General features: G+C 53.4%; 17 protein-coding genes and 1 tRNA gene. 10 read left to right on the plus strand and 8 right to left on the minus strand.

The window, feature by feature from the left end; genetic code table 11:
• The first annotated feature begins 84 nt into the window (after window positions 1-84).
• A complete protein-coding gene (locus tag MUG09_RS05245) occupies window positions 85-1,305 on the plus strand; it encodes a glycosyltransferase (protein ID WP_244774165.1) in 1,221 nt (406 codons plus the stop codon).
• On the opposite strand, the gene MUG09_RS05250 is transcribed toward MUG09_RS05245, so the two are convergent.
• The 5 genes from MUG09_RS05250 to MUG09_RS05270 all read right to left on the minus strand — a co-directional run bounded on the left by MUG09_RS05250 (window position 1,198) and on the right by MUG09_RS05270 (window position 9,518).
• Complete coding sequence (locus tag MUG09_RS05250) at window positions 1,198-3,636, minus strand: efflux RND transporter permease subunit (RefSeq protein ID WP_244774167.1); 2,439 nt, start codon at window positions 3,634-3,636, stop codon at window positions 1,198-1,200. The two genes, MUG09_RS05245 and MUG09_RS05250, sit on opposite strands and share 108 nt — an antisense overlap.
• 87 nt (window positions 3,637-3,723) lie before the next feature.
• Complete coding sequence (locus MUG09_RS05255) at window positions 3,724-5,598, minus strand: DEAD/DEAH box helicase (RefSeq protein ID WP_244774168.1); 1,875 nt, start codon at window positions 5,596-5,598, stop codon at window positions 3,724-3,726.
• Window positions 5,599-5,724: 126 nt separating this feature from the next.
• On the minus strand, window positions 5,725-6,765 hold the full coding sequence (locus MUG09_RS05260) for a DUF2804 domain-containing protein (protein ID WP_244774169.1): 1,041 nt from the start codon (window positions 6,763-6,765) through the stop codon (window positions 5,725-5,727).
• Between the two features lie 23 nt (window positions 6,766-6,788).
• Entirely contained in the window at window positions 6,789-7,862 is a 1,074-nt protein-coding gene (locus MUG09_RS05265; protein WP_244774170.1) for a metallophosphoesterase, read from the minus strand.
• Between the two features lie 90 nt (window positions 7,863-7,952).
• Window positions 7,953-9,518: a SurA N-terminal domain-containing protein gene (locus MUG09_RS05270; protein WP_244774171.1), complete on the minus strand. Its 1,566-nt coding sequence runs from the start codon at window positions 9,516-9,518 to the stop codon at window positions 7,953-7,955.
• Window positions 9,519-9,690: 172 nt separating this feature from the next.
• Between MUG09_RS05270 and MUG09_RS05275 the strand changes: the two genes are divergently transcribed.
• The 8 genes from MUG09_RS05275 (at window position 9,691) to MUG09_RS05310 (ending at window position 16,784) form a co-directional block, all read left to right on the plus strand.
• Window positions 9,691-9,763 (plus strand) — tRNA-Pro (locus MUG09_RS05275).
• A gap of 69 nt (window positions 9,764-9,832) precedes the next feature.
• Window positions 9,833-10,642 (plus strand): Cof-type HAD-IIB family hydrolase, encoded by an 810-nt coding sequence (locus tag MUG09_RS05280; RefSeq protein ID WP_244774172.1) that lies wholly within the window; start codon window positions 9,833-9,835, stop codon window positions 10,640-10,642.
• An 86-nt stretch (window positions 10,643-10,728) separates the two neighbouring features.
• Entirely contained in the window at window positions 10,729-11,829 is a 1,101-nt protein-coding gene (locus tag MUG09_RS05285; RefSeq protein ID WP_244774173.1) for a BMP family lipoprotein, read from the plus strand.
• Between the two features lie 90 nt (window positions 11,830-11,919).
• Window positions 11,920-13,449 carry an ABC transporter ATP-binding protein gene (locus tag MUG09_RS05290; protein WP_280529385.1) on the plus strand — a complete coding sequence of 510 codons (1,530 nt, stop codon included), beginning with the start codon at window positions 11,920-11,922 and terminating at the stop codon, window positions 13,447-13,449.
• Window positions 13,446-14,543: an ABC transporter permease gene (locus tag MUG09_RS05295; RefSeq protein ID WP_244774182.1), complete on the plus strand. Its 1,098-nt coding sequence runs from the start codon at window positions 13,446-13,448 to the stop codon at window positions 14,541-14,543. The genes MUG09_RS05290 and MUG09_RS05295 overlap by 4 nt, the downstream gene beginning before the upstream one ends.
• The gene (locus MUG09_RS05300) at window positions 14,543-15,454 is read left to right on the plus strand and encodes an ABC transporter permease (RefSeq protein ID WP_244774184.1); all 912 of its coding nucleotides are present in this window, start codon (window positions 14,543-14,545) and stop codon (window positions 15,452-15,454) included. The genes MUG09_RS05295 and MUG09_RS05300 overlap by 1 nt, the downstream gene beginning before the upstream one ends.
• Window positions 15,454-16,170, plus strand: a complete 717-nt coding sequence (gene deoD, locus MUG09_RS05305) for a purine-nucleoside phosphorylase (RefSeq protein ID WP_244774187.1) — start codon at window positions 15,454-15,456, stop codon at window positions 16,168-16,170. Before MUG09_RS05300 ends, deoD begins: the two co-directional genes overlap by 1 nt.
• Before the next feature lie 2 nt (window positions 16,171-16,172).
• The gene (locus tag MUG09_RS05310) at window positions 16,173-16,784 is read left to right on the plus strand and encodes a nitroreductase family protein (protein ID WP_244774189.1); all 612 of its coding nucleotides are present in this window, start codon (window positions 16,173-16,175) and stop codon (window positions 16,782-16,784) included.
• 1 nt (window position 16,785) lies between these two features.
• Here MUG09_RS05310 and MUG09_RS05315 read toward each other — a convergent pair whose 3' ends face one another.
• Both MUG09_RS05315 and MUG09_RS05320 read right to left on the minus strand, forming a co-directional pair.
• Complete coding sequence (locus tag MUG09_RS05315) at window positions 16,786-17,703, minus strand: nucleoside hydrolase (RefSeq protein WP_244774191.1); 918 nt, start codon at window positions 17,701-17,703, stop codon at window positions 16,786-16,788.
• A complete protein-coding gene (locus tag MUG09_RS05320; RefSeq protein WP_244774192.1) occupies window positions 17,704-18,996 on the minus strand; it encodes a uracil-xanthine permease family protein in 1,293 nt (430 codons plus the stop codon).
• 60 nt (window positions 18,997-19,056) lie between these two features.
• On the opposite strand from MUG09_RS05320, the gene MUG09_RS05325 reads away from it, so the two are divergent.
• The gene (locus MUG09_RS05325; RefSeq protein ID WP_244774193.1) at window positions 19,057-19,857 is read left to right on the plus strand and encodes an alpha/beta hydrolase; all 801 of its coding nucleotides are present in this window, start codon (window positions 19,057-19,059) and stop codon (window positions 19,855-19,857) included.
• On the opposite strand, the gene MUG09_RS05330 is transcribed toward MUG09_RS05325, so the two are convergent.
• Window positions 19,852-21,135 carry an NAD(P)/FAD-dependent oxidoreductase gene (locus tag MUG09_RS05330; protein WP_244774194.1) on the minus strand — a complete coding sequence of 428 codons (1,284 nt, stop codon included), beginning with the start codon at window positions 21,133-21,135 and terminating at the stop codon, window positions 19,852-19,854. The two genes, MUG09_RS05325 and MUG09_RS05330, sit on opposite strands and share 6 nt — an antisense overlap.
• Between the last annotated feature and the right edge of the window lie 85 nt (window positions 21,136-21,220).

The following is a 21,220-nucleotide window of genomic DNA, read 5'->3' on the forward strand; positions in this document are numbered from 1 at the left end:
ATAAGCCGGACCACAACAAGAGCTGATTTTGTTTGTTGCGTGGAAGGGACCCTCGCGGTATAGTGCAACAAGGAGTGATGCGCTGTGAAGATACTCATCACCACGGACTTTTTTGTGCCTTCGGTAACCGGGGTGTCGACCGTAGTGGTCAATGAAATGCTCATGCTCCCTTTCCAAGGGCATGAGGTGCGGCTTCTAACCATCGGCGATGCACGCATTTCCTACTTCCGTGACGGTGTGTATCACATGAAGGCCAGCAGAATCAAACCATTCCCCGATTCCTATATGACCTTCTCTTACAGAGATCCCCTGTTGGGCGACATCCTTGCTTGGAAGCCCGATGTAATCCACTCCAACAACGAGTTCTTCTCCATGGGGTATGCCAGGCGAATACAGAGAGTGCTTCACATACCGCTGCTTCATACCTGTCATACTGACTTTACCCGCTACGATGAGCAACAGAGAATCCGACATACCCTGTGGGATGCTGCAATGGCGGCTGTCGTCAAACGAAGGGTGCGGTTTTGCAGTCTGCTTATCAGCCCCTCAGCCGCCCATAAAGCGATGCTTGAGCGCTATCGAATATCCAAGCCGATCGAGGTATTGCCAAGCGGCATAGAACTCAGCCGGTTCGGTCTGAGCCTCCCTGAAGAGACAAGAAACAGAATTCGAAGCGAATATGGCTTTGGTGTGGAGCACATTGTGCTGATCTCAGTCTGCCGATTGGCTTCAGAGAAACGAGTGAACCGCACCATTGATGCCTTCTTTCTCCTCTCCCTGCTTGAGCCTTCGGTTCGCCTGCTTATTGTTGGAGGAGGGCCTAAACAGGAGAGCCTGAAGCAGCAGGTGAGGGATTTCGGCTTGGAAAATCGTGTAATTTTCACCGGTACGGTTCCATCCGAATCAATACACCGCTTGTATCAGGCCAGTGATCTATTCGTCTCCTCGTCAATACGGGAGTCACAGGGATTGGGTTTCGTGGAGGCAATGGCAAGCGGCCTTCCTGTCTTGCTCAGAGAGGACGGCTCTCTTGGTTTCTCAATCGAGGAATCCGGATGTGGGTTTCTCTATCACGATGAAAAAGGGTTTGTATCCATTCTCTCCTCTCTCATCCATAATCCCTCTCTCATCAGGCAGATGGGGGAGCGGGCGAAAAAGGAGAGCGAGCGTTTCAACCTCGAACGTTGGGCTTGTGCCCTATCTGCGTTGTGTGTTCGTTTGCATGCCGATTTTTCGCTGAAAGAAAGTAACCAAGCGAATCACCGAAGGCATGATCAGCAGGGTGGAGAGCATACAGTTCAATAGTGCCATGCTCATGAGGCTTCCGAAGTAGCGAACCGGGGTATAGGAGGCAAACAGGAACATCAGCATGCCGCCGACGATGGAGAGGGTGGTGAGAATGATGGGTCTGCCGGTTTCCCGTATGGTCTCTGAAAGAAGCGACTCAACCGTACGGTCGTCGATACCGAGCTTGTTCTTGTAACGGATCAAGAAATGGATGGCATCGTCGATGCCCGCCCCGACTGCAATCGATCCGAAACTTACCGTGATCATATCGAAGGGGATTTGGAAGAAATACATGAAAATGTAGTTGGCCATGACACCGCTGATGATGGGAATCAGGGCATACAGGGCCAGGGAGACCGATTTGAAAGCGAAGAGTACCACCAAGAACACTAATAACACACTTGCGTATGTGCTCTTCATCTGATCCGACAGCAAGGCTTCAGAGAAGTGTAAACTTCTATGCGGCTCCCCGTCGAGTGTAACGATCGTCCCATTTGGCAACAACGGCAGCAGGGATATTACGGTATCCTCAATTCTTTTTGCACTTCCAATGGTTCCAAGGGCTTGTTCCTTGGCGTCATAGTTCTGCAGGATGATGGTCAGTTTCGTCCCTTCAGGATTCATGATGGTTCCCATATCCTCCTGGCCTTGTCGGCTCATCAGGATGACCATACGGCTGAGCAGGTTGAGCAGACCGTCCGATTCGGGAATACCCTCTTCCTGGCTGTAGACGGAGTTGGCGAAGGCGACATAAGACGCAAAAGAGATGATATGGCGGACATCGTCGCTTGATTGCTGCACCGCTTGCTCGAATGCGTAAACATCCTGCAGGTTCCCGCTCTTCAGGAAGAATTGTGATTCACCCTCAGGTGCTTCCACGGTAATGAGAAAGGGGGTGTCTCCTCCCATTTTCTGTGCAAAACGCCGGCTGGTCTCACCCAGAGGTTCCTTCTTCGGCAGATAGGACATGTAGTTGGTATTTACCGGGATATAGTCTCGTGTAGCGAAATACCCGATGATGACGAGCAAGAACACTACAACAAGCAGAGGCCAAGCATGTTTGACCGAACGATCGATGGATATGACCAGCTGTGCAAGATACCCTTTCTTATAGGTTTTTATCTGCTCCTGCTTGGGGGGTACCACCAGACTCAGCATGGCCGGAAGGTAGGTTGATGCAAGAACAGCGCAATAGCTTACCCCGATCCCCACTGCAATGCCGAACTCCCTAAGCGCCGGCGTTTTGGAAAAAAGCAGGCTCATAAAACCGATGACAGTGGTTATGCATGCAAAAACGATGGTACGCAGAATTTTTTGGGTGGATTGAATCGGATTCAAGCCTTTTGCATAATCCGTATAATACTCGCCGATGACATGGATGGCGTAGGAGGAACCCAGGTTGAGTACCATGCAAGGCGTGACAATATTGATGATGGTCAACGAGTAGCCGAGCAGGTGCATCGTACCAAAGGTCCATATAATACCTATGAGAGACATGGAGAAGGGAAGGAGCACACTTCGTTTGGCTTTGAAACTGAGATAGTAGATGGTCAGGATTGCGATGAAGCAGAGCGAGAGTAGAATGCTCAGGTCGCGTCCGAGGTAGTGCATCAAGCGATTGGTGATAATCGCTCCGCCGTTGATTGATACCGTGATGTCTGCCTCTCTGAGCTCATCAAGCAAATTGGAAAGTTCAGCTTCCATCTGATGTGTCAGTGCAAAGGACTCGAAGCTGAATAACATCGCATCCAGATTTTCACTGACCAAGTAGTTTTTCACCAACGGATCGTTCTCAATACGCTGCTTGAGAAGTTGTGCCTGCTCCTCGCTCCACTTGTTCTGCATTGAACTCGAACCAAACGGGACGGTGACCAAGCGGCTGCCTTTTTTTTCGAATGTCACAAAATCGAGCACTGAGAAACTTTTACTGAGATACCCGGTGTCGGTGAGCTTCTGCATCACCGTCGTGATGCGGTTAAGCGTCTCCGCTTCAAACAGGGCAGGGCTCTCCACCATCACCAGGTACGAAGTGCTGTAAGCGAGGTTGTCTTCAGGCATCGGAGGTTCAACCTCAGCGCTGGCTACCAGATGGGAGCCGAGGGCGGTAGTGTCAAGTACCATTGTTTCTGGAATAAAGGACTCGACAAGGGCCGAACCTTGCTGGTCCATATACTCGCCTGAACCTCCTTGATAGGACACCCCCTTCCCTGTTTCGTTCATGAGGGAGTTGTAATCTGCATCGAGGTGCAGGAATGCTGCGTGGTATAAGAAGAAGGCTGTTATCAGAAGAATCACAATCAATGTACTTTTGCTGTGCTTTCCGACAAAGACAAGTAAACTATGTTTCATGATGCTCCCGAATTGTATGGTAGAGAAAAAGTATAGCACAGAGTCTACATAAGAAAAACCCACTTGATTACCAAGTGGGCTTCGATTTTAGTCGTTGTATCTTCGTCTGCTGCTGGGACCTTTTTTCGGGAAAGATCCTTTCTTGGCCTTGGAAGTGTTGTACTTTCCATGAACCCGTCCGACACGGTCATCGGCAAAAGCAGGTCGGCCTTCGTAACGATCTTCACCGCCATAGGAGTCCCTACCGTACGGCTGGTAGTCGTCACGGTCTCCTCGTCTGGGTCTGCGTTCCGCATAGGATGGACGCCTTTCCTCCCCACGGGTTCTTACCGAGAGGTTTTTCCCGTTGGGATTGTCGGGCTTTGCCCTGGTAATGATGGGCTTCCCTTCCGGACCTTGGTCGCCGAAGGTCTTCAGGATTCGCTCGGCAACCTGAAGCGGGGCGCTGACAAAAGAGAACTCCTCACGAACGGAAACATCCTGGATGTCCCTGTCTTCGGCCCCCACCTGCTCGATGAGGTAGTCGACCAACATTCGCTTGTCAAGTCCGTCCTTCCTGCCGCGTGCAATGAACAGGCGGGTGAATCCGCTCTCCTCGTCACGTACAGGTCGGTCGCCCCTTCGATCATCCCTTCCGCCACCGATGTGCTGGTACTTGGAAACATCAAGCTGGTCTTTGTAGAAGTGATCCAAAAGAGCCGCAACTACGACTTCGGGCCTTTTACCGTCCAACAACTGTTCGGCGATCGGCAGGAAGTGGCTGCTCTGTGCATCTTCATCGGAGAGGGCGGTAAGCCGGCTGAGAATTCTCGCCCGCTTGATCCTGATGATCTCACTTGCTTCAGGGACGGATTCGCGTCTGATATCAGTCTTTGAGACTTTCTTGATGAAGGAGAAGCGCTTGAACTCACGGGGAGCTACAAAAGTGATGGCGATGCCGGTCTTTCCTGCTCGTCCGGTTCTTCCTACGCGGTGGATGTATGCATCCGGATCTTCGGGCAGTGAGAAGTTGATGACGTGGGTGAGATCGGAAATATCGATGCCACGTGCCGCTACGTCGGTGGCAACAATAATGCTGATGGTTCTCTCACGCATTTTGTGGAGGATCAGTTCTCGCTGTTTCTGGGAAAGATCTCCATGCAAAGGTTCGGCATCGTACCCACGGTCTATCAGCTTTCTGCCGATTTCATCACATTGGACCTTGGTTCGGCAGAAAATAATGCCGTAGAAACTCTCTTCCATGTCGATGATGCGGGTAAGAGCCTCCAACTTGTCGGACTCCTTCACCTCAACATAGATTTGGTCGGTGAGGTTGCTGGTCATGGTATCCTGCTGGATCTTGACCAGATGCGGATCACGCATGAACCGTTCGGCAAGCCTCTGTATCGGCTGGGGCATGGTCGCGGAGAAACAGAGCATGCGCTTTTCAGCGGGTGTCTGTTTCAGTACTTCTTCGATATCATCGATGAAACCCATATCGAGCATTTCGTCTGCTTCGTCGAGTACCATGAACTTGAGATGCTCGAGGTGCAGGGAACCGCGTCTGAGGTGGTCGAGGATACGACCGGGAGTTCCAACAACGACATGCACGCCCCGCTTGAGTTTACGCAGTTGCAGTTCCATGGAGGCACCGCCGTATACAGCGGCAATTTCCAACCTTCGGTCTCCCTTCAGGGAGTTGATCTCTTCAGCGGTTTGTACAGCAAGTTCACGAGTGGGTGCGAGAATGAGTGCTTGGACCTGATACAGTGATGGGTCTACAAATTCGAGAATAGGGAGGCCGAAAGCGGCGGTTTTACCGGTTCCGGTTTGTGCCTGGCCAATAACGTCGACCTGATCCTTGAGGAGCAGCGGTATGCATGCGCTCTGAATCTTGGTTGGTTCTTCGAAGCCTTTCGCTTTAATGGCGGCAATGGTTTGTGCGGACAGCCCTAGGTCCGCAAAGTTTGTTAACTCTGACATGGATCTCCTGATATATATGTGGGTGGATTATCGGTTGAGGACCGAAATAAACACAATAAGCCTGTCTAGTCTATACAAATGAGCAAGTTGTTGCAAGACAGAAACATCCCAAATGCCTAAATTCGCCTACCAACGATTATAGACCTGTTCTGCAAAACCCGATAGCCTGTCGAGTTGCAAGAGTGTGCCATCGTCCAAGATGCAGGTTCCGCTGAAATACCCGAACACTTGGTGTTGATCGCTCTTGATCACCAGGAAATTCGTTTTGGAAGAGCGGTCGACAAGGGGATCGAATACAAGATTGAGCCTTCCTTCTGCATCCCTGACCGTCCAAGGATTAAGAAAATTATCCTGATCGAAGCTGAAGACAACCTCACCCAGCTTGTGTATGCAATTGTTATAGATGACGGCATTCTCACTGGCTGGGGAGCGGTCGGAGAAGCCGTAGCCGAGATTCAGGCCGAACGGAATGTTCTCAAGCAAGCCGGAGGCACTTGCCCAATACCATGTGTTCTGGTAGGTCCACCTGCCTCTTCCCCAATCGAGAACCCCCCAGGCCTCCCCAAGCAGGAGCTGCTCGGTTTCCATGCCCCTGCGTATGGTGCCGGTTGCCTTGAGACAGTTGATTTTCTCATTGAGATAAAAGGCCTTGCGATTTTCCTTCCAGCTGGTTGCAATATTGAGGCTCTGTGCACCCTCAGCTTCTGTGAGGGTGATGTCGTAATCCAATCCCACCGACCCGTCAGGAAGCTCCAGCGTTGGGCAGGCTGCCATGATGTGGCGTTCCCGTCCACGCTTGATGAAGGCCAAACGAAGGTTTTTGTTGGCCCACGAGACCTGGCTGTCCTCGGTGGAGGATGGTGCGAGCCCTATCGAACCCCTGGGAAAGAACGCCAGGGCATCCGTTTGGCTGACCTTGGCGGCATTGAAGTCGATATAGCTGAGAGCAAACAGTGCTGCATACCCCAAGTCGCTGATGGTGGCCGTCACCGCATATCCTTGTTGTTGGTTGATTACTGCATAGTAGTCCCACTCCTTGATTGCAAGGGCGCCGCCTTTGACCATGCTTCGATCGTACTTCCAATAAGGATGGCGGGCCCAGCCTTCCTGGATAATATGACCCTTCTTGTCGAGTAGAGCTTGTACCTGCCTGATTTCTGTCTGCATGCCTGCACCCCCTTTTCTCTATTCTATAAAATCCAGTCATCAACCGTATAGGTGGCGACCTCATACGGCCGGCCATCGCTGAACAAGGTAATGGTTTTCATCCCTTTGCTGTGGTATCTCGAGCCGTAGGATCCGTAGCTTGCGCTTCTCCCGTAGTGTAGGTCGATGCCTTCCCACGTACCGGAGAAATCGTTGAGGTGGTCGTGACCACTGAAGACCGCCACCGTGTTCATTTTCTCTTGCATAGCGGCAAAAAGCCCTGAGTTCTCAAGCGGTACGTTGACTTTCTTGTCCAGCATTACACCTTGAGCTGTTCCACTTTCCCATACTAGTTTGAATTCGGGGAAAGGAATATGGATGAAGGTATACAGAGGAACCTCCCCCAGCCCGTCTTCCACCCACCGATACCAAGCTATTTGGGTAGGGTAGATGTAATCGGGAGCAATGATGCCACCTTCATAGATTCTGCTGTCATGGGAATCGAGCAGGATGACCGCCTGCAAAGGCTGTCCATCCTTGGTGAGGACTATCGGATAATTACTGTGACCTGCAACCCAATCCTCACCGCGGGAAAAGAGCGCGGTAGGGTAGCTGTCCAGGAGATTGGCCAAAGTCGGCTTGTCATGGGTGTACTGCCCGTCATGATTGCCGAAACCGAAGGCCCATGAACGGCCATGGTATTGCATGAAATCGGCGAACTCGGTGAGCATTTTCAGGCTGTCGAAGCTGAACAACAAATCCCCGCTGATCACCGTCAAGTCGGGATCGGTCTCTGTAAAGGCTTTTTCAAGCAGGGCGTAGATTTTCTTGCGGTTGGAAAACGGCCCCCTCCGCAAATGAAAGTCCGTTCCCCAGAGAATGGTGAAGGAGTCGTCCTCATAAGGGATGGCGAAGGCCTTCTGCTCCTGGAGAGCCTGCTCAAGATCGAACGGGTGCTGTGGTACGGCAAAGAGCTCGGTATACTGGTCAAAATCCTGATAGATTCTGGTGTTGGTCAACCCATCGATGACCAGGTACGTAGCAATGCCTGTCCCGAGGATCAGGACGGCCAAGGAAATGAGAACAGTCTTGAGAATCCAAGAGGAAGGTGGCTTCATATAGCAAGTAGCCTAACACGGAACAGCCTTGACTTCCATATGAAAAAAGCTGGCACGAATGCCAGCTTTCCATCACTTGGGTTTCTCTGATTATGAGTTCTGACCGAGAATGACAGTCAGGAAGGTGGTCAGGAAGTTGTCCTCGAAGGCATCGGAGGTATACAAGGCCTGGGAGAAATCCTGTTGGTTCTGGCTTCCACTGTAGTAGTCGTAGAACATTGAGAGGTAACTGGTCATTCCCTCATCCTGGGTATCCTCTCCCACTTCAAGCAGCAGGTAGGAAGAGCCGACCTTGATGGGATCGAGCAGGGTGTTGGGTTCGGTGGTGTACAGCTGCTTGGCTACATCGCCGGTGGCTGCACTGCCAAGCAGGCCTGAAGGATCGGTATAGGTGAAATCGCTCATATAGCTGCTCTTTCCGACGTTGTAGGGTGTAGCACCTACTTCGACGACTTCAAGACCATTCTGGAGAGCCACTTCATCAAGCCCTTCGGCCTTTGCGGTTTCAACCCAACTCTTTGCAAGGTCGGAGAGATAGGTGTCGATCAAGGCAGAGTCATTGACCGCGAGGTATGCTTTCACTGATGCGAGGGTTCCCTCACTGGTGTAATCACTCTCCACGGCGGCACTGTTGACCTTATAGAGGGAGAAAGAACCGTTTGCTTCGAAGGGGCCGAGCACATCGCCGTCCTTTGCACTGAGTAGGGCAAGAGCGTCTTCGGCATTCTTGAAGTTGGAAGTTATGCCGTAGTAATAGATTTGGCCGACCTTGCCTTCCTCTGCAGCAAAACTGTCGAGGCTGTTTGCAACTGCTGCCGCCTCGAACGTGGTCTGTCCGCTGGTAATGGAATCGTAGATTGTCTTGGCCTGCTCGGCGGTTTCAGTGGAGATGATGCTCAGGTCCATCGTATAGAAGAGCTGCTTGTTCTGCAGGGCATACTGGGAAGCCAGCTCGTTAGGATACTGGTTCTGGTCGACTGCAAGGTAGCGGAAGGTTCTTCCACTACCGGCCATCGTTGCAATATATTCAGCCTCGGCACTGGAGGAGAGCACGGTTCCTATATCGTCAACCACGATCTGATAGGGCAGGGAGCGACGAACCGACTTCTCTACGTTTGCCTTGCTCTCGGCGCTCGCATTCTGATAGGTAGCAACATCGAACTTGCCGTCCTTGTTGTAGGCGCCGCTGTTGATGATTGCACGATTGACAACATCATTGGCTGCAATGATGCCGGCCTTTGATGCCAGTTCGTTGATTGCCGTGAAGATGACGGTGCTGTCATATGCACTCTTCCAAATCTGGTAGAGGGCCTGGGTCTGGTCGGCTCCGCTGGACTTGTACTGGTCGGCATAGTTCTGGACCTGGTCATAGAAATAGTTGCCGTAGGCGTACTTGATCTCCTGCTTGCCGTATTTGCCGAAGACAATGCCGTTGCTTGTGCTCTTGCCTACAAAGGCTTCAATTGCCGGAGCCAACACAAAGGAGATGGCAATGAGAATCAGGATGAACATTCCCAAAACCCAGCCGACGGTAATCTTACGTTTCGGTTTGAGAGCAGCCTCTTTTACCGCTGCGTCCTTTTTTACTTTACCGATTGTGAGCTCTTTGGCCTCACCTTCGGGCTTCTTCCCATTTGTGTCGTCGTTTACAGACATGATAAACCTCTTTCTCCGGAGCATTTTCCGCATGAGCGGACAGTCTTATGAAAAATAGCATTTCACCTAGCTACTGTCAATGAATTGCTGTATAAAAGCAAAAACGGTCATTTTATTTCGTATTGACATTCAAAGAGCCAATGGGTATATTGAACCTCGGCTGTGAAGCTGACGGGTAGTAGCGCAGGGGCTAGCGCACTTGGTTCGGGACCAAGGGGTCGGAGGTTCAAATCCTCTCTGCCCGAGTATGCAGCATATGATAACTCCTTGTTTCGTAAGAGAAATGAGGAGTTTTCTGTTTATAGGAGCACTCGATGTACACCACCTTGGCCTTGGATTTGGACGGAACTCTCACTACCAGCACCAAAGAAATCACCCTGCGCTCAAAAGAGGCGGTCCAACGCGCCTACGACAAGGGGGTACACATCGTCCTGGCAAGCGGAAGGCCCGTTTTGGGCATTGTCCCGGTTGCTGAGAGGCTTGGTCTGCTGGGAGAGGATGCCACCATCCTTGCCTACAACGGGGGGCAGCTGGTCAGTACCCGTGATCTTAAAGTCATGTGGGAGAGAAGTGTGGACCTGCGCACAATCCACACCTGTTTTGCCTATGCAAGGCAGCACAAGCTCGCCGCCCTCAGTTACGACAGCAAGGGTGTAATCACCGAAATGCCAGATGACCGGTATGTAGGGCTGGAGGCATACAACAACACCATTCCCATCCGCAGGGTTGATGATCTTGTTGCAGAGGTTCGTCATCCCATGCCCAAGGTGATGATCGTAGGTGAACCGAAGCGGCTTCTTGAAGCCAGGGCGGCGTTGCTCCCGTTGGTAGGCGAACATGCCGACCTGGGATTCAGCGACCCGTTCTTCATGGAAATCACGGCAAAAGGAGTACAGAAAGCATCAAGTCTGACTACGTTGCTTGCGCTGCTGGGCCATACTGCACAAGACCTCATGGTCATCGGCGACGGCCTCAACGATGTGCCGATGTTCGGCATCGCAGGCCTTGCCGTCGCCATGGACAATGCAAGTGACGAAGTGAAGGCGCATGCCCATACCACAACGGCTTCCAACAACGAAGACGGGGTTGCACGGGCCATAGAACGCCATATTCTTTCCAAATAGGGCAAAAACTCTTCATTCACAATACTTTTTGTTGTGGTACAATACCAGGTACATTCATCACGGACCAACCATAAGGAGGGTAATCCATGAAAAAACTGACTATTCTGGTACTTGTATTGGCGATGGCAACCATGCTCTTCGCCCAAGGCGGCAAGGAAGCGGCGGCATCCGACGGCAGACCGACCATCCGCCTGCTCACCGACGCAACCGGTATCGACGACAAGTCCTTCAACGCAGCAGCGTGGAGAGGCATCGTCGAGTACTATGGTGATACGGTTGAAAAACCTGCCAACCGCGGCAAGCTCTACGATGTAGTGACTGCACAGACCCAGGACATGTACATCCCCAATCTCAGACAAGCTTCCGATGAAGGCTATGACCTGATCATGGTCACCGGATTCACCTGGGCCGATGCGCTGAGCGAAGTCGCCCCCCAGTATCCTGATCAGAAGTACACCATCGTCGACGTAGACTGGGTTGGACAGCCCAACGTCATGGAATTCATCTATTCAGAGGAGCAGGGCTCGTTCCTCGTCGGACTGGCCGCTGCACTGCAGGCCAAGGAAGACGGCATCCAGAATCCAAGATTCGGATTCATCGGCGGTGTTCCCGGAGCAACCATCACCAAGTTTGAGATGGGCTATGTACAGGGTATTCGTTCGGTGTTCCCCAATGCTCAGATTTATGACTACTACGCCAACGACTGGGGCAAGCCCGAGCTTGCAAAGGCACAGGCGAAGAACTGGTACGACATGGGCGTCTACTGCATTTTCAGCGCAGCTGGTGGAACCGGAAACGGAACCATCGCACAGGCCAAGGAGTATCGCAATCAGGGCAAGAACGTCTGGGCGATCGGTGTTGACAGCGACCAGTACGCCGATGGAATCTACACCGGAACCAAGAGTGCCGTTCTGACGTCGATGCTCAAGAGAGTGGAGAACTCTTCCCTGATGGTCCTCAAGGCCGTTGCAGATGGATCTTTCTCCGGTGGTGTGGTTCAGATGGGCATGGCCGACGATGGCGTTGGATATTCAACCGCCAACCCCGAACTCAGCGCAAACGTGGTCAAACTGGTCGATGCAGCCAAGGCTGACATCAACAGCGGAAAGATCAAGATTTTCAAGACCTATCGCGAGGCCCTTGCAGCAGGGGCTGCGCCCGCAGGCCTTGCAGCGCTTGATGACTGATTGCATCGATGCCGGCAGGAGACTGCCGGCTCTCTCCCTGCCCATTGGATGAAGTGGTCAGAGAAAGAGCCTTGAAATGAGGAGCTGACGGTGAGCGAATACGCGATTGAGATGAATAACATCACCAAAACGTTTCCCGGTGTTGTGGCGAACGACAAGGTGATATTGCAGGTAAAACATCAGGAAATCCATGCACTTCTGGGTGAGAACGGGGCTGGAAAATCTACATTGATGTCCATTCTGTTCGGGTCGTACAGTGCCGACAGCGGCAGCATCCTGCTCGATGGCAAGCCTGTCGAGATCAAGAACCCCAATGTAGCTACGAGTCTGGGGATAGGGATGGTGCATCAGCACTTCAAGCTGGTGCAGAACTACACCGTCACCGAGAATATCGTCTTGGGGGTGGAACCTACGAAAGGCCGTCTGCTCGATATGAAACGCGCCCGGGAGCGGGTTGAAGCGCTGAGCAGCCAGTACGCACTCAAGGTCGACCCCGATTCCTTGGTCGAGGATATAACAGTCGGCCAGCAGCAGCGTGTCGAGATTCTGAAAACGCTGTATCGCAACGCAAATATCATTATTTTCGATGAACCGACGGCTGTCTTGACTCCTCAGGAGATTGATGAGTTGATGGAAATTCTCAAAAAGCTCCGCTCTGAGGGAAAGACCATTGTACTGATCACCCATAAGCTCAAGGAAATCAAGGAAGTCTGTGACCGTTGTACGGTCCTTCGACGCGGGCGATGCATTGGAACGGTCGATGTGCAGGATGTCAGCGAGCAGGACCTTGCCGAAATGATGGTGGGCCGGGCGGTGAAGTTCGAGATCGATAAACCCGAGCAACAGGCGGGCAGGGTGATGTTGAGCCTGCAGCATCTGCAGGTCGCAGACATAAGCGGCGCCCTTCGTGTCAAGGATTTGAGCCTCGATGTGCATGAGGGCGAAATCGTCGGCATTGCGGGTGTCGACGGCAACGGTCAGAGCGAGCTACTCGGCGCCATCACCGGTTTGTTGCCGCTTTCAGGTGGCTCCATCCTGCTTGACGGCACATCGATCGGAAATCTCTCCATCCGACAGAGGATCGAGAAGGGACTTGGCTACATCCCCGAGGATCGAAAGAAGTACGGGGTGGTGGGAGAGTTCTCCATTGCAGAGAATACCGCCCTTAAGAACTACTACCGCGACACATACCGTAAGCGCTTCGGCATCTTGGACTTTGAGGCGATGAACCAGGAGGCTGAGAATCTCATCGCGCAGTTCGATATCCGCAGTGCCGAGGGGGCGAAGACCAATGCAGGCAGCCTTTCAGGGGGAAACCAACAGAAGGTCATTGTCGCCAGGGAGATCTCCCTCTCCCCGAAGGTCCTGGTGGTGGCCCAACCCACCCGGGGCTTGGATGTTGGAGCGATCGAGTACATCCGAAAACGGATCATTGCAGAGCGGGCGAAGGGCAGGGCCATCCTGTTGGTCTCCTTCGAGCTGGATGAGATCATGAATCTCTGCGACCGCATTGCAACCATCAGCAAGGGGAGTATTGTGGCGGTGAACAAGCAGCATGAGGTTACTGAATACGAAATTGGATTAATGATGGCAGGATCGAAGAAGGAGGCGGCGCGATGAAACTCTCACGTCAAAAATTCATCCAATCGGATGGGGCCGTTTCCGTCATGGTTGTCGTATTGGGTTTCTTGGTAGGGACGGTTTTGGTCGCCTTGGTAGGGAAGAACCCCTTGAACATGTACAAGGCGCTTTTTCAGGCTCTCAGTGGTTACAATATTGACAACGGCCGGATGAACGTCCGATACATCGCCGAGACACTCAACTACTCGGTTCCTTTCATCCTCTGCGGTCTTTCAATGGGGTTTGCCAAACGTGTCGGTCTGTTCAACATCGGAGGCGAGGGCCAGTACATCATGGGCATGACCATAGCGCAGGCAATCGCACTGCTTGGCCCCCGAATTCCAGTGATGCATTGGATGTTCGCGATGGTAGGTGCTGTACTCATCGGATCGTTGTGGGGCGGGGTGGTGGGAATCCTGAAGGCGAAGTATGAGGTGAGCGAGGTCGTCTCCACCATCATGCTCAACTATGTTGCGCTGTACCTGAGCCGCATCATCTGCCTGCAACTGCCGGGTGCCACCACCTATAAGACGGCGAACTTTCCCGAAACCGCCTTGATCGGGAATGCCTTCTTTCAGAAGATCACCAACAACTCACTGCTGAACAACGGAATATTCATGATGGTTGGAGCTGTATTGGTCTACTGGTTCATCATGGAGAAGACCAGCCTCGGATACGGCATGCGGGCCACTGGTTTCAACAAGGATGCAGCCAGGGCAAGCGGTATTCCGGTAGTAAAATCCATTTCCATCTCCATGGCCATCAGCGGGGCGTTTGCAGGACTTGCAGGGGGCATCGTAGCGCTGGGTTCCTTCAAGTATGGGCGTGTACTCTCGGGTATGGACAACTACGGCTTCGACGGTATTGCAGTTGCGTTGGTAGGCAACTGTACAGCCTTGGGTACCACCTTGGCCGGCTTGCTCTTCGGACTCCTGAAGAACGCCCAAGCCCTGATGCAGGGTAAGCAGATTCCCAAGGAAATCACTTTCATCATCCAAGGTCTCATTGTAATTTTCATCGCCCTGCGCTCTGCCCTCAAGCTCTACCAGGAGTACTTGGACAAGAAGCAGCTGCAGAAGGAGGTAGGAGTCTAATGAGTATGATATGGGGAATGCTTCCTTCTGTTCTGATGATTGTAGCCCCGATTCTCATCACCGCCATCGGCGGTATGATTTGTGAGAAGGCGGGTGTCGTAAATATCGCCCTTGAAGGCCTGATGGCCATCGGAGCCTGTACTGCAGCCGCAGCCCACGTGTTGATGGAGGGTTCTGGCATGCCTCACTCACTCTCGCTCTTCCTGGCGCTGACGATGGGTCTTGTCGTCGGAGGCCTGTTCTCCTTGGTGCACGCCCTGGCGGCCATCAACTTGAATGCCGACCAGACCATCAGCGGTACGGGCATCAACCTGCTGGCAAACGGCGTCACCATATTCGCCAGCCAGATTCTCTTCAGCGCCGATCGCACCCGTGAGTTCCGCATGGGTATGCAGACCGACGCTCTGGGCATCTATCCTACGGCTTATATCGCAATTGCGGTTGTGGTACTGTCATGGTTCCTGCTCTACAAGATTCCGTTCGGAGTGCATCTCAGAGCCTGCGGCGAACATCCGGGAGCGGCTGAGAGTGTGGGTATCAATGTCAAGAAAATGCGTTATTTCGCTGTGGTTGCCAGCGGGGTGCTGGCCGGTCTTGCCGGAGGGTGCGTGGTGCTCACCCAGACCATCCAGTATACGTCAAATACCATCAACGGCCGCGGCTTCATCGCCCTTGCAGCGGTTTCCTTCGGGAGGTGGAGACCCCTTGGGGTGACAGGAGCTGCCTTGCTCTTCGGTACCGCCCAGGCGTTCGCCATAATCGCCAACAATATTCCGGCGCTCAGGGTGCTGCCCACCGAGGTGTTCAATATTTTGCCCTATGTAGTAACGCTCGCCGCCCTGGTGCTCTTCAGCGGCAAGAACTATGCACCCAGCGCAGCCGGCAAAGCGTATGAGAAGGGGGCCAGCTGATGACACCCCACAATCGTGCAGACAAAGCTGATATTGCTTCTGTTGTTCTGGCCCCCGGCGATCCGCTTCGGGCCAAGCTGGTTGCCGAACACTTTTTACGTGATGCAAGCCTTGTAACCGATGTTCGCAACGTATTGGGCTATACCGGCTTTTTTCAGGGGCGGAAGGTCTCAGTGATGGCAACCGGCATGGGCGGGCCCTCGATCGGGATTTACAGCTATGAGCTTTTTACCACCTATGATGTGAAGACAATCATCCGCATCGGTACCTGCGGAGGTCTGCAGAAGCAGATCGGCGTAGGGGATTTGGTCTATGCTATGACTGCCAGTACCGACTCTGCCTGGGCCCACCAATACAACCTCAAAGGGACACTCAGCCCCTGCTGCGATAGTTCCTTGCTTGTAAAAGCGGTCGATCAGGCACAGATGATGGGATATCCCTGCCATGCGGGCATGGTGTTTTCCAGCGACCTGTTCTCCTCCTACAACGCCTTGGGGGAGGATAGTTGGAAGGCATGGGCACGGATGGGAGCCCTCGCCCAGGATATGGAAACCTATGCACTCTATGCGACGGCTGCGTGGACGCAGCGGCGTGCTCTCTCGATCCTGACCATGACCGACAGCTGTGTAACCGGTGAGGGGTTTGGTCCCGATATGCGAAGCAAAGGCCTGTATCCCATGATCGAAGTCGCCCTGCATGTTGCGCTGGAGGTGTAGTGATGGATTTTCTTGAGGCCATGCAACATCGGTTTGCCTGCAAGGTATACGACAGCCGGCGAGTGCTTGAAGACAGCGAGATCCAAAAGATTCTCGAATACGGAAGGCTCACTCCCACTTCCTTCGGTCTTGAGCTCTGGTCTTTTCATGTCGTACAAGGCTCACAGAAAAAAGAGGCTTTGTTTCATGCCTGTTTTGACCAAGAGTCGGTCAGGACCAGCGCGATGACGCTAGCCGTCTTGGTTCGCACCTCAGCGTTTGCCAATCCTGATGGGGATCTGGTACACAGCCGCGGCAAGCGCTTTCCCGATCCATTGTCGGTGTTCATCGATGACTACCGCCCTTATTACGATTTTCTCAGGTCGGAAGGCAGGCTCGATTGCTGGCTGAAAAGCCAAGGGTATCTGGCTATTGCAAACATGATGACCGGAGCCGCCGCCATGGGTATCCAAAGCTGCGCGATTGAAGGCTTCGATGAGAAGAAGGTGCTCAGGGTCCTGGATGTCAGTTCCGATCAATGGCAGGTCTCCCTGCTTGCAACCTTCGGCTATCCTGCTGAAGAGGAGCGGCCGAAGATTCGCCAGAGTCTGGACAGCCTGGTAACGTACCACTGACCTAGGGAAGATTGGCCAGAGCGCGATCCACCAAGGTCCAGAACCAAGGAATGTCAATGCGCTTGGCAACCAGGACGCCACCCTCGGATGAAGTGGGTGTTTTGGTTGTTTTGCCGTAGGTGGGCCCTTCACACGTATCAACATAAACCGTGCAATACTCGGCTTCCACCTTGGAAGGATCGACCAGGTATGCTACGCACAGGGGATCGTGCATCTGCGGTTCTCCCTGTCCGCGCTTTGTATAGTTTGCGGTATAGGTATCCATGCAGGAGCTGAAGACTGACGTGCTCAGTCCGCTTCGTGTACGGAAATCCGCCAAACGTGCAGGACTGAGGGTGACAAGGCGGGTGCAGTCCAACGGAAAAAGCACCAGTTTCGCTCCCGAGGAAAAGACCTGGGCGGCGGCTTCGGGATCGGCATAGGTATTGAACTCGGCACTCTCTGTGACATTGCCCCGGCTGAACGACCCTCCCATGATCACAATCTGCTTGCAAAGGCTCGCCACCGATGGCTCTCGGCTAAGAGCGAGTGCCAGGTCGGTCAAGGGACCTACACTGACGATGGTGATCTGGTGGGGATTGGCTTTCACCAACCTGATGAGTGCTTCAATGCCGTCTTCTTCTCGTACCTTTTGGAATGTTCTTGGAGCAAAAACCGGACCGTCCAGTCCTGACTCGCCGTGGAAATCACCGGCCTCAACCGGCTTTCTCACCAAAGGCTTGTCTGCACCCTTGTAGACAGGACATCTGATTCCAGCCGTTTCAAGAATATTCAAAGTGTTTTCCACTGTCTTGACCAAGCCTACGTTTCCTGCGGTTGCGATTACCGCCTCGATGCTGATCTCTTCCAAGCCAGCGGCAAGGAACAAGGCGACTGCATCATCCAATCCTGTATCGACATCCAAAATAATCCGTTCCATCTAATTCCTCTTTGGCAGCATGACATGCAAGGCGACAGCCACGATGGTGGCGATTACTACCGGCGATTCTCCGAATATGGTCTGAAACCAAGCAGGGAAGGTAGAAAGGGCGGCCGAAGAATCGGCAATCCCAATGCCGAGTGCAGCCGATAGACCGACTATGGACGTATTTCGGTAGTTCATCTCCTCTGATACTACCAACTTCATCCCGGTCATGGCAATCGAGGCAAAAACACTGATCGTCGCTCCTCCCAATACACTTTGGGGAATGGTGGTGAGCAGGGCGGAAAACTTGGGGACCAAACCTGCGATGAGAAGAATAAGTGCAGAAAGGGAGAGCGTATAGCGGTTGATCACCTTCGTGGTGGTTACAATTCCGACATTCTGGCTGTAGGTTGCCGTTGGAAGGCCTCCCAGCAGCGATCCAAGCACATTGGACAAGCCGTATCCGACAATGCCCCGTTTCAATTCCTTGTTTGTGGGCTCTCGGTCCATTGAGCCTACGGTGGTGGCGGTGAAGTCGCCGATCGCCTGGATCGAGTTGATCGCAAACAAGATTCCCAGAGAGAAGCACGCGGCCACCTCGAAGCGGAGGCTGAAATGCATGAGCCTGGGTGCCTGAAAGAGGCTGGCACTGCTTACTGCGGTGAAGTCTACAATTCCCAGCAACAGGGAGAGGATGTAGCCGACGGCAATACCGATGAGAATGGAGGCAAGCTTGAAGATACCCTTTCCCATATGGTTGAGGACCGTGACGATGGCAAGGGTGAGAAAGGCGAGCAGCCAGTTCTGAGCCGACCCGTAGGAGGGGCTGTCCACCCCTCCTGCCATGTAGTTGATGGCGGTGGGGTAGAGCGAGAGACCGATGGTGAAGACAACCGTGCCGGTTATGAGGGGAGGGAAGAGGACGCGAAGGCGTTTTACATTGAGTCCGACCAGCACGGCGATCAGACCTCCGACCAATTGCGACCCGAATATGGTGGCAAGGTCGTAGCCGCCTGCGATGGCCTGCATGGTGGGAAGGTAGGCGAAGCTCACTCCCAGGATCACCGGAAGTCCTGCCCCGAACGGTCCGATCGGAAAGAGCTGGAGGAACGTCGCCAAGGCTGCGATTACCAGCGCTCCCTGCACCAGGATGATGGAATCCTGGCTTGAGAGGCCTGCAACCCTGCTCAGGATGAGGGCCGGCGTCACACAACCGACGATCATGGCAACCACATGCTGGACGGCCAATGGCAGGGCCTTGCTTAAGGGAGGTCTCCCACTGAGCTCGAAGATACTTGCTTGGTTCATGGTTCGATGGTACCACAATACCTGGAGGCGCTCTAGGAAAAATGTGCTACTATAGGCGGTATGAGAATCATACAAATTGCTGTGGGGCCCAAGCAGGTCCCGCTTACCGGGTATTTGCAGGATATCACCAGCGACGGGGGGATTCGAAACATCAGGCCGTCGGTTGTCATTTGTCCGGGAGGAGCGTATCGATTCCGCTCCGAACGTGAGCGCGATCCTGTAGCCCTTCACTTCCTGAACATGAGCTACAATGTATTCATTCTCGATTATTCAGTCAAAGAGGATGCCAAGGACCTCAACCCGCTGCTCGAGGCAAGCGATGCCTTCATCAAGATCCGCGAGCATGCATTCTCCTGGATGTGCGACCCCACCAGAATCGCCATCGTGGGCTTCAGTGCAGGAGGACATCTGGCTGCTTCCTTGGCAATCCTGCATGACCACGCTCTGGTTGCCTCGAAACAGACGATCAAGGATGAGAACAACCGCCCCGATGCCGCCGTGCTCTGCTATCCGGTGATCACCGGTGGTGAATATGCACATCAAGAGAGCATCGGCTGGGTGAGCGGTGGTGATGAGAAGCTGAGGGCTCTGATGAGCTTGGAAAACCAGGTATCTTCATCAGCAAGCCCGATGTTCATCTGGCACACCGTCACCGACGCCTCGGTTCCTGTGGAGAACAGCATGCTGCTCGCACTCTCGTTGAGGCGCGAGCAGGTGCCGTTTGAATTGCATCTCTTTGAGAGCGGAAATCATGGGCTGTCCATGTGCACCGAAGAAGTTGGCACCCCGCATCCAGGATGCAGACAGTGGGTGGACCTTGCCTCTACATGGCTGAACAGCCGGTTTCATCACAATCTATAAGGTGGCAAGCATCCCCTCGGCCGATCTGATCCCGCTGGCCCATGCCCCGGTTATACCGCGGCTGGTGCCGGCTCCATCCCCTGCAAACCAGATATCCTCGGTTACACGGAAGTTCTCATCAAGATAGGCTGGTTTGTTTGCATACAGCTTGATCTCAGGATAGTACATGATGGTTGAGGGATGCAGCACCCCCGGCACAATGGTGTCCAGGTTCTTCATCGCCTTCCAGATGGCCCTGAGTATTTTTGCAGGTATAGCCAGGGATATATCCCCGGGGCAGCACGTTCTCAGCGTCGGTTCAAAGTCATACAGGTCGCCGCTGAAGCTTGCCTCCTTGCTGCGCGATCCCAGGCGGAAGTCGCCGACGCGCTGCATGAGCGGCTGACCTCCTCCCATGAGGGCCGCCTGAAGTCCGAGGTTCTCTGCAAAGGCCTGACCGCTTGCCAGAGGGGCGGTGAAACGCACAGTCTTGAGAATGGCGAAGTTGACCAAGCCGTTGTCATGGCGGGCATCGGGGGCGAATGCATGGCCGTTGACCGAGTACCACTGGTCGCCACGGTTGGTTGCATAGCGCTCGCGCACCACGTGGGCGTTGCCGCTGTTGGTACAGAAGGTCCGTACCTTCTCAGGAAAATAGAATTTCGGGTCGTAGTAGTCACGAACGATCGGGTAATGCTCGATTCGGGTCTCAACCCTCAGTCCGATGTCCACAATATTGTCGATGAAGGGGATGGAGAGCGAGCGCATCAAGTCCTGCAGGAAATGAAAGCCCTTTCTGCCCGGGGCGACCAGAAGTTTCTTATAGCCGATCTCGCGTTTCTCTGTGATGATGAACCGGTCTTGCGCATTCACGCTCTCCATCGCTTCGCCGAGGGCGAGCTCGACTCCGGCATCGGCGAGCCTGGCAAGCAGCTGCTTGATCAAGAGAAGGCCGCCGTCGGTTCCCAAGTGGGTCTGCTTGATCTCCAAGAGGGTACAGCCGAGGCGCTCAGCCCGCTTTTGATAGATTTCAATGTTTGATTTTTCCAGGAACGAGGGCTTGAGGAAGTCGATGACCTCATTCAGATAGTGTTTTGCAGCCTCTTCGGTCCAATACTCGACCGGAAAACCAATCGGATAGGTGAAGTTCATTTTGCAGTCATTGCGCATGCCGCCGGTCGAAACCTTTTCGCGGTCGATCATCAGGATTTTCAAATCCGGTCGCTTCTTGATGAGCGTGAATGCAGTACCCATGCCCGCAGGCCCGCTTCCTACAATGACAACATCATACATGTCCATGAAGACCCTCCCAGGTGTAGTAGGAAAGGATCTCCCTTTCCAACCAATTATCCCCATTGTCAGGTGTTTGGTAAACCCCTTGTTG

It is taken from the genome of Sphaerochaeta associata, assembly GCF_022869165.1.
GTDB lineage: Bacteria > Spirochaetota > Spirochaetia > Sphaerochaetales > Sphaerochaetaceae > Sphaerochaeta > Sphaerochaeta associata.

Bases quoted from the DNA above. Each gene is read 5' to 3' on its own strand.
- MUG09_RS05315 (WP_244774191.1), bottom strand. From the start codon at position 17,703: ATGGAACGGATTATTTTGGATGTCGATACAGGATTGGATGATGCAGTC.
- MUG09_RS05260 (WP_244774169.1), bottom strand. From the start codon at position 6,765: ATGCAGACAGAAATCAGGCAGGTACAAGCTCTACTCGACAAGAAGGGT.
- MUG09_RS05280 (WP_244774172.1), top strand. From the start codon at position 9,833: ATGTACACCACCTTGGCCTTGGATTTGGACGGAACTCTCACTACCAGC.
- MUG09_RS05265 (WP_244774170.1), bottom strand. From the start codon at position 7,862: ATGAAGCCACCTTCCTCTTGGATTCTCAAGACTGTTCTCATTTCCTTG.
- MUG09_RS05295 (WP_244774182.1), top strand. From the start codon at position 13,446: ATGAAACTCTCACGTCAAAAATTCATCCAATCGGATGGGGCCGTTTCC.
- MUG09_RS05285 (WP_244774173.1), top strand. From the start codon at position 10,729: ATGAAAAAACTGACTATTCTGGTACTTGTATTGGCGATGGCAACCATG.
- MUG09_RS05270 (WP_244774171.1), bottom strand. From the start codon at position 9,518: ATGTCTGTAAACGACGACACAAATGGGAAGAAGCCCGAAGGTGAGGCC.
- MUG09_RS05255 (WP_244774168.1), bottom strand. From the start codon at position 5,598: ATGTCAGAGTTAACAAACTTTGCGGACCTAGGGCTGTCCGCACAAACC.
- MUG09_RS05300 (WP_244774184.1), top strand. From the start codon at position 14,543: ATGAGTATGATATGGGGAATGCTTCCTTCTGTTCTGATGATTGTAGCC.
- MUG09_RS05330 (WP_244774194.1), bottom strand. From the start codon at position 21,135: ATGGACATGTATGATGTTGTCATTGTAGGAAGCGGGCCTGCGGGCATG.
- MUG09_RS05310 (WP_244774189.1), top strand. From the start codon at position 16,173: ATGGATTTTCTTGAGGCCATGCAACATCGGTTTGCCTGCAAGGTATAC.
- MUG09_RS05320 (WP_244774192.1), bottom strand. From the start codon at position 18,996: ATGAACCAAGCAAGTATCTTCGAGCTCAGTGGGAGACCTCCCTTAAGC.
- deoD (WP_244774187.1), top strand. From the start codon at position 15,454: ATGACACCCCACAATCGTGCAGACAAAGCTGATATTGCTTCTGTTGTT.
- MUG09_RS05325 (WP_244774193.1), top strand. From the start codon at position 19,057: ATGAGAATCATACAAATTGCTGTGGGGCCCAAGCAGGTCCCGCTTACC.
- MUG09_RS05250 (WP_244774167.1), bottom strand. From the start codon at position 3,636: ATGAAACATAGTTTACTTGTCTTTGTCGGAAAGCACAGCAAAAGTACA.